The 8,606-nt window shown below is 42.1% G+C and carries 9 protein-coding genes; 2 read left to right on the top strand and 7 right to left on the bottom strand.

Features of this window, described 5'->3' with window-relative positions:
- Positions 1 to 198: 198 nt before the first annotated feature.
- From E5342_RS07625 to panC, 7 genes are all read right to left on the bottom strand, one after another.
- Entirely contained in the window at positions 199 to 519 is a 321-nt protein-coding gene (locus E5342_RS07625) for a hypothetical protein (RefSeq protein WP_135959132.1), read from the bottom strand.
- Between the two features lie 363 nt (positions 520 to 882).
- Positions 883 to 1,779, bottom strand: coding sequence for a bifunctional methylenetetrahydrofolate dehydrogenase/methenyltetrahydrofolate cyclohydrolase FolD (gene folD / locus E5342_RS07620; protein WP_121736139.1), 897 nt, complete (start codon positions 1,777 to 1,779; stop codon positions 883 to 885).
- Positions 1,780 to 1,801: 22 nt separating this feature from the next.
- Positions 1,802 to 3,139, bottom strand: a complete 1,338-nt coding sequence (ffh, locus tag E5342_RS07615; RefSeq protein ID WP_121736138.1) for a signal recognition particle protein — start codon at positions 3,137 to 3,139, stop codon at positions 1,802 to 1,804.
- Between the two features lie 151 nt (positions 3,140 to 3,290).
- Positions 3,291 to 3,434: a hypothetical protein gene (locus E5342_RS19325; RefSeq protein ID WP_168354463.1), complete on the bottom strand. Its 144-nt coding sequence runs from the start codon at positions 3,432 to 3,434 to the stop codon at positions 3,291 to 3,293.
- 130 nt (positions 3,435 to 3,564) lie between these two features.
- Positions 3,565 to 4,887, bottom strand: a complete 1,323-nt coding sequence (locus tag E5342_RS07610; RefSeq protein WP_121736137.1) for an MATE family efflux transporter — start codon at positions 4,885 to 4,887, stop codon at positions 3,565 to 3,567.
- Positions 4,888 to 4,989: 102 nt separating this feature from the next.
- The gene (panD, locus tag E5342_RS07605) at positions 4,990 to 5,340 is read right to left on the bottom strand and encodes an aspartate 1-decarboxylase (RefSeq protein WP_121736136.1); all 351 of its coding nucleotides are present in this window, start codon (positions 5,338 to 5,340) and stop codon (positions 4,990 to 4,992) included.
- 13 nt (positions 5,341 to 5,353) lie between these two features.
- Entirely contained in the window at positions 5,354 to 6,193 is an 840-nt protein-coding gene (panC, locus tag E5342_RS07600; RefSeq protein ID WP_121736135.1) for a pantoate--beta-alanine ligase, read from the bottom strand.
- A gap of 100 nt (positions 6,194 to 6,293) precedes the next feature.
- On the opposite strand from panC, the gene E5342_RS07595 reads away from it, so the two are divergent.
- Entirely contained in the window at positions 6,294 to 7,118 is an 825-nt protein-coding gene (locus E5342_RS07595; protein ID WP_121736134.1) for a glycogen/starch synthase, read from the top strand.
- An 11-nt stretch (positions 7,119 to 7,129) separates the two neighbouring features.
- Positions 7,130 to 8,506: a DUF4270 domain-containing protein gene (locus E5342_RS07590; RefSeq protein ID WP_121736133.1), complete on the top strand. Its 1,377-nt coding sequence runs from the start codon at positions 7,130 to 7,132 to the stop codon at positions 8,504 to 8,506.
- The last annotated feature ends 100 nt before the right edge of the window (positions 8,507 to 8,606 follow it).

Here is an 8,606-nt window from a genome sequence, read left to right as displayed (position 1 = left end):
TTACACACGTTCTTTTAATTGTTAATTGCGTGTGAAGTAAATCTGTATCATGTCACCTAGAAAAGAATCCCGCCTTATATATTTTTTCAATAAAAGTTTCATAATCAGAAAAGATAGAAGAATCAGTCAGTGTCGCATAATACGAAATTGCTGGATAATCTAATTTATCATATTCTGTTGCATCCAATACGAGCAATCTCAAAAGCACTTCACCTCAAACTCATAATACCTATATTTATTATCCATTACCTCACCATAATAAACCAGATGCTGAGCGGCATGGAGTAACTCTTCCATCAACTTGTCGCCATCTATAACGTAAGAGTCTTTAAACTCAATGGAGATGTTGTCTTTATTGTATTGGGCATTGGATATTGCTTTCGGATTGATCTGAAATTTTATAAGTTTCTTTGTAGCTAACAATTTTTGGTAGACCTTGCTAAAATCCGCTGGTCTTTGAGTTATGGTTTGCAAGGCATATTCCAGATAAGACTTCTCTGCTATATTCAAATTAGACATGGGAGCATAGATATCTTTTAGATGAGGAAACTCAAAATACCAAAGGTCTCCAATATAATAACGTTTTCCCATGCCTCCAGTACCACGATCGGTAGCATTTCCATATTGAGGGATTCACAACTCCAAAAAGCACATGCGATATAAAAGTAACCAAAGACGGATTTGTGGTTTTTCTTTCCGTTGTTTCATAAGTAATAGATTTAATTTTAATAATAGATAAACAATAGTTCCAAAAGTATGAACATTGATAGATACCAACCTAGAGAAAGATGCTTGCTCAAGGTGGATTGCCGAAAGTAGAAAGTATGCCAAAATGTCGTATCATCAGCATACCATGATACTACATTTTGGCACATTCTCTTTTTATTTATAGATCGCTTTCTTTCCCGCTAACAATGTGTTACGCATCAAAGAAATGATTGTCATAGGCCCTACGCCACCCGGAACCGGAGTGATATAGGAACATTTAGGAGCGACCTCGTTAAACAAGACATCTCCCGTTAACTTAAATCCGCTCTTGGTTACGCTGCTTGGCATACGGGTTGTTCCCACGTCAACGATCACGGCGCCTTCCTTCACCATATCCCCTTTCAAGAATTCAGGAACACCTAAAGCCACGATAATAATATCAGCAGACAGGCACATCTCCTTCAAGTTCTTAGAACGACTATGGCATACGGTCACCGTACAATCGCCCGGATAAGATTTCTGCATCATCAAGGTAGCCATCGGCTTGCCGACAATATTGCTGCGTCCCAAAACCACGCAATGCTTTCCTTGCGTCTCGATATGATAACGCTTCAATAATTCCAAGATACCGGCAGGCGTAGCCGATACGAAACAAGGTAAACCGATAGACATACGTCCCACGTTAATCGGATGGAAACCATCCACGTCTTTACGATAATCGATCGCCTCAATCACCTTCTGCTCGGATATATGTTTCGGAAGCGGAAGCTGTACGATAAAACCATCCACATCCGGATCATTATTTAACTCATCGACCTTACGAAGCAATTCTTCCTCCGTAACATCCTCCTCAAAGCGAATTAAGGTAGACTTAAAACCAATCTCCTGACAAGTCTTGACTTTACTAGCCACATAAGTCTCGCTACCACCGTCATGGCCCACCAAAATAGCGGCCAAGTGAGGGATCTTACCTTCGGCAGCCTTGATCTGGGCTACCTCCTCAGCCATCTCCTTCTTCATCTGAGCGGAAACGGCCTTACCATCCAGTAATTGATAATGTTGTTCTTCCATATTATTGATTGTCTCCTGTTAATTAACGTCTGAACGAGGGCTTCATCGAAGGTAGCTTCATCTTGCCTGACTTTGCGGAAGTAAGCATACGCATCATCTTACGGGTCTCATCAAATTGCTTGATCAACTTGTTGACCTCCTGAATACTCGTCCCACTACCTTTGGCGATACGCTGACGGCGTGAGCCATTCAAGATAGCAGGATTGCTACGCTCGTCCGGAGTCATTGAATAAATGATAGCCTCGATACTCTTGAATGCGTTATCATCGATATCCACATCTTTCAGGGCCTTGCCTACGCCCGGGATCATAGATGCCAGCTCTTTCAAGTTACCCATCTTCTTGATCTGTTGGATTTGGGAGATAAAGTCGTTAAAATCGAACTGGTTCTTAGCGATCTTCTTCTGCAAACGTTTCGCTTCTTCCTCGTCATATTGCTCTTGGGCACGTTCCACCAAAGACACGATATCACCCATGCCCAAGATTCGATCCGCCATACGCTCAGGGTGGAAAATATCCAAGGCATCCATCTTCTCGCCCGTACCGACAAACTTAATAGGCTTATCCACAACCGTACGGATCGACAAAGCGGCACCACCACGGGTATCACCATCCAACTTCGTAAGCACGACACCGTCGAAGTTCAGTCGCTCATTAAATTCCCTTGCGGTATTCACGGCATCCTGCCCCGTCATGGCATCTACCACGAACAAGGTCTCATCCGGCTGGATAGCGCTCTTGATAGCGGCGATCTCGTTCATCATCTGCTCGTCGATAGCCAAACGACCAGCGGTATCCACGATCACGACGTCATTACCTTTCGCCCGTGCCTCGCAGATAGCGTTCATAGCGATCTCTACCGGATTCTTATTCTCCAATTCCATGTATACCGGAACACCTACCTGCTCTCCGACTACACGCAACTGCTCAATAGCAGCCGGACGATACACGTCGCAAGCGGCCAATAACGGTTTCTTATTTTTCTTGGTCTTTAATAAAGACGCTAGTTTACCAGTAAAAGTAGTCTTACCCGAACCTTGCAAACCGGACATCAATATAATGGCGGGATTTCCCTGCAAATTTACGTCAACCGCCGTACCGCCCATCAAACGAGCCAACTCATCGTGAACAATCTTAACCATTAACTGACTAGGCTTAACCGATGTAAGCACGTTCTGTCCTAAAGCCTTCTCTTTTACCGTATCCGTAAAACTCTTGGCAACCTTATAATTGACGTCGGCATCCAACAACGCTTTACGCACATCCTTCAATGTTTCCGCCACATTGATCTCGGTAATCTTGCCTTCGCCCTTCAACAGTTTAAACGATCTGTCTAACCTTTCGCTTAAGTTCTCAAACATAATTCGTATGTGTATTTATATTATTTTCTACTGGATTAAGGGACAAAGGTACGAAAAAGAGATGAGTATGCGATGAAAGCGATCTCGAAATTCTTCACTTCTCAGCGTTTTAGTATACGGACTGAATTAAGAACCGCCAGCAAAGATACACCTACATTCCTACCGCATAAGAAAGCTTCACGGCTACGGCCTCGGGATACTCCCCAATACAAAACGCCCCGATCGAAGCGATCGCCATTAACGAGAACTCACAAAAAAAGTCTTTCCGCAAAGCTACTTCCCAAACTTCTCGCATAACAGGAAGTCATACTGGCAAAAAAAGCGACCGAGATCTCAATATTATTCAAGCAAGAGATTTTACGACAAACCTCGCAGAAAAAACGGATCGCATGATAAAAAACGTACGTGTTTTTCCCTTCATATACTTATATTCTCTTATTCTGCCAAGAGGCTTTCTTTAAATAGATTACGCTGACAAAGAGTAATCCGGTATAGTAAATAGCCTCCGTCAAAAAGCATACGGCTACCGGCAAACGCAAACGCATTCCCACAACATATACAAAAAGTACATACAGAATCAATACCACTGCTTCCATAAAAAGCGCCGAACGTGTATTTCCCGTACCCGACACCCCATTGAACACCACATTAGCCACCGATCCGATCAATAAAGAACCGACAATCACATAGACGGATGGAATCGAGGCTACCACCAATGAAGCGTCATTCGTATAAACAGACACGACCCATCCTGGCATCAAACTGACAATAGCGGCAAACACGACCATAATACCCAATGATAATTTACAGACCTTCCAAATAGTCGGTATAACTTGATCGATCGCTCCCACCCCAAGACTATTACTCACGAACGTGTTTGTTGTGGTCGCTAAGGAATTAACGGGAATCAACATCACGACGTAAATACTACGCACGATATTCGCCACCGCCAACTCCCGTTGCCCCAAATGCTCCACAGCGATAAAAAACATAAACCAAGTAGCGATAGACAAAAAATATTGTAACATCGTAAACACGGAAATATCCAGCACCCGTTTCAACAAGCCCAAATCGAAAGAACGAACCTGGTTAAGCGCATACTTACGTATATCTATAGTAAGTCTCGTGTAAACCACGAAAAAGAGAATCGATACCGCCTCGGCTATAACAGAAGCGATAGCCGCCCCTTGAATACCCATCTTTGGAAATCCGACATGTCCAAAAATCAAAAGATAATCCAATAAGACATTTGTCATCGCCATCAAGACAGCGTTCAATATCAGCACCTTTGTACGGGTAATACCAATAAAAAGAGCCCGGAACATCACGTTCACGAAAGAGAAGAAGAAGCCAAACACACGCCAAGCCAAAAATTCCTCCGTAGCATTCAAGATAGCATCCGAAGAAATCAATACACGCATCACGTCTCCCGCAAAAAAACGAGAAAACAAGAACAATATAGCAGCCAGCGACAATAGGAAGAAAACGCCTTGTATCATGACAGGCCCTATCTGGCCATAACGTCCCTCTCCATTTCTACGGCCAATCACGATTTGAGATCCCGTACTGAAACCGAAGGCGATCGTAAAAGCGCAGATATAATAAAGCCCTCCCATAGCGGAGGCTCCCAATTCGACTTCACCGACCCTACCTAGAAAAGCCGTATCGGTCACGTTTATCACGTTTTGCGCCAACAAGCTCAAAAAGATCGGGTAACTAACATTCCATATTTTCCTGTTCGTGTACATAACTCGCTTATTACCTAAATTTGTGAAGATAAAAAAAGCCCGTCGCATCCCCGACGAGCTTTTCTTATGATTAGAGATCCCTACAAAGTCTAGCGTCTGATGCTATATCAACTTATTTGTCGTCGTATCGGGAAATACCACGGAAGGCTTGAATGTCTTCGCCTCCTCGAAATCCATCATGGCATACGACATAACGATTATAATATCTCCGGGTTGAGCCTTACGGGCAGCCGCTCCATTCAAGCAGACCACTCCTGAGCCACGTTCGCCCTTGATAATATACGTCTCAAAACGTTCTCCGTTATTATTATTCACGATCGAGACCTTCTCGTTCGCAATCAAATTAGCGGCATCCAACAAATCCTCATCGATAGTGATGCTACCGATATAGTTTAAGTTAGCTTCCGTTACCGTTACCCGGTGAATTTTTGACTTTACTACCTCTATAAACATGTATGACTTATAATTAGTATTTGATATTGTCGATCAAACGTACATCTCCGCAATATACTGTGATGCAACCTACCGGATAATCGGTATCTGACCAGTTCTTGATAGACTCTAACGTATTGCCATCTACGATCTCATAGTACTCAACTTCCATGACAGGATCGCTATTAATTGTATTGACAACATAGTCAATAATTTCTTGTACGCTTTTTTCAGGTACAAAGGTAGTACTTTCTTCTAACGTACGAGCAATTAACGGAGCTTTTTGACGTTGTTCCGGTGTCAAACGGGTATTCCGGCTACTCAAGGCCAAGCCATCGTCCTCACGAACGATCGGACAAGCATTGATCGTTACAGGGATATTCAATTGTCTCACCATCGCCCGGATCACAGCGATCTGCTGGAAATCCTTTTCCCCGAAATAAGCGTTATCCGGCTCCACGATATTGAACAATTTACTTACCACCTGCGCTACGCCGTTAAAATGCCCCGGGCGCTTAGCGCCTTCCATCACCTCTGACACCGTTCCCAAATCAAACGTACGGGTATCAGGCTCCGGATACATCTCTTCTACAGAGGGAGCAAACACATAATCACAACCGGCAGATTCTAATAACGAACAATCAGCCTCCAACGTACGGGGATACGTTTCCAAGTCGTGTTTGTCATTAAATTGGGTTGGATTTACAAAAACACTAACTACACATACATCATTGTTTTTCACGCAATGCTGTATCAAGCTAAGATGTCCATTATGCAGTGCTCCCATGGTAGGAACAAAGCCAATTTTCTTATTATCTTGCTTTAAATCAGCAAGATAAGACTTCAATTCTTTAATACTATTTACTATTTTCATCAGATAGATGCTTAATTGACGGTGCAAAGCAACTAAATAATTACCGTAAATAAAAGATTTTTCGTATCTTTGTAGCGTCTTTATAAAACTAGTTTACAGAATGGATGCAAAAAAAATCTTGTTTATAGCCCAAGAAATCACTCCCTACCTTCCCGAATCCGAGATTGCGACAATATGTAGAAATTTGCCGCAAGGAATTCAGGAGCGTGGTCGCGAAATCAGGACATTCATGCCAAAATTCGGAAATATCAACGAGCGCCGCAATCAGTTGCACGAGGTTATCCGTCTATCTGGTATGAATCTTATTATTGACGACACGGACCATCCTCTGATCATTAAGGTAGCATCCATTCAATCGGCCCGGATGCAGGTTTACTTTATTGACAACGAGGATTTCTTCCAACGGAAATCCTCAGTCAGCGATGAGAATGGAAATGAGTATGAAGATAATGACGATCGTTCAATCTTCTATGTACGCGGAGTATTGGAAACCATAAAAAAATTGCGTTGGATTCCTGACGTAATCCACTGTCATGGCTGGATGTCAGCGTTAACGGCTCTTTACATCAAGAGAATGTATGCCGATGACCCGTGCCTACGTAACGCAAAAATCGTTTATTCGATCTACAACGATGATTTCAAGAACCCGCTAAACAAAGATTTCGCAACAAAACTGAAGGCGGACGGTGCCAAAGAAGCTGACTTGAAGTTAATCAAGACAGATACGAGTTTTGTGAGCCTAACCAAATTAGCGATTGATTTCGCCGATGGTATAATCCAAGGTAGCGAGACGATCAATCAAGAAGTCCTTGATTATATCTCAGCCAAGAAAGATACTCCTTTCCTTCCCTATCAGTCACCGGAAACTTATATGGACGAGTTCAATAAGTTCTACGACGTGGTATTGGATTCTAACACGAAATAATAAATGCAGTAATGAAAATCAAGCTTTTAATACTTGGACTTGGCCTTGGTACTAGCTTTTTGGCCGGGTGTAATGATGATTTGAGTTCGATAGGAACAAGTATTCAGCCAGGCGACGATACAATTGCGGTATATACGGACACGTTCCGGATACAAGCCACTACGATGCAATTAGATTCTATTTACGCAAGGTCTACTAGTGCCCAGCTGGGTGAACTCTACGATCCGCTGTATGGTAACCTTGTATCGGATTATATGTGCCAATTCTATTGTCCGAATGATTTTCAATTTGCGCATACACCTTATGAGGGGAAAATTGATTCGGTAGAATTCAATATATATTATAATGGTTCTAATAAAAATGGTGTATGGGTAGGAGATTCTTTGGCACCTATGCGTGCGGAGATCTTTAAAATTACAAGTCCGTTACAAAAGAATTTTTATACAAATATTGACCCTAGGCAATATTGCAATATGCAAGAGTCAATGGGTGCTCAAGCTTATACAGCTTATAATACTAGCATTTCCGACTCCCTTAGAAACACTGACAGTTACAACCCTCATGTAAGCATAAAAATGCCTACTGAGTTCGGACAAAAATTTTATGATGAAACGATTAATAATCCGGGTACATTCAAGAATCAAGAAACTTTTAATGAGTTTTTCCCGGGACTTTATGTAACAACTACCTTCGGTAGTGGTAATATATTGTCCGTGGCTAGCTCTGTCCTTAAGATATATTATAACCATGCGGTTAAAAGCACAGCAGGAAAAGACTCTTTAATAACCACATGGGAAGCTTTCTCCATCACTAAAGAGGTTATTCAACTAAGTCGCTTTAAAAACACGGATATGAGTCAATTGCTCCAACCGAACGACAGCTATGCTTTTTTTAAGACTCCAGCCGGTGTTTGTACACGCATCGTTCTTCCAACAAAGGAAATTACTCCGATCATGGAAAAACGTATTGTAAATAATTTACCACTAGAGTTAAAAGCGATGCCGCAAGAAGATTGGCAATACGCATTGGCTCCTCCTCCTTATTTATTGATCTTGCCAGAGGATTCTGTAAAAAGTTTTTTTGAGGGTAATCAGATTGACAATAATATAACCTCGTTTCTATCCAAGGTTTACGATGCGACTACCCGTACGTACTCATTCCCGAATCTTGCCAATTTAGTAAAATATCAGATGGAGAATAATCCGGACAAAGACTTGAGTCTACTTCTCATCCCTGTTGACCGGACAACGACCACAAACAACAGTTACGGCCAAAGTACAGTTGTTACAACAGCCATTACGAATTATCTAGCTCCTTCAGGAGTAAAGATACGAAAGGATGAAGAGGTGATGAAAATTGGTATTACGTCATGTGAATATGCTAGATAGAGCCATATAACAAAAAGCGAGATTAAAAATATCTCGCTTTTTTTATGCCCCTATTAAAGACAAAAAAATAACGGGTCCTTTTAGGACCCGTCACTCTCCA

This window comes from Parabacteroides distasonis (genome assembly GCF_004793765.1).
GTDB classification, from domain to species: Bacteria; Bacteroidota; Bacteroidia; order Bacteroidales; family Tannerellaceae; genus Parabacteroides; species Parabacteroides distasonis_A.
The sequence above is the reverse complement of the archived record's forward strand: the minus strand, read 5'-3'. Positions and strand labels throughout refer to the sequence as shown.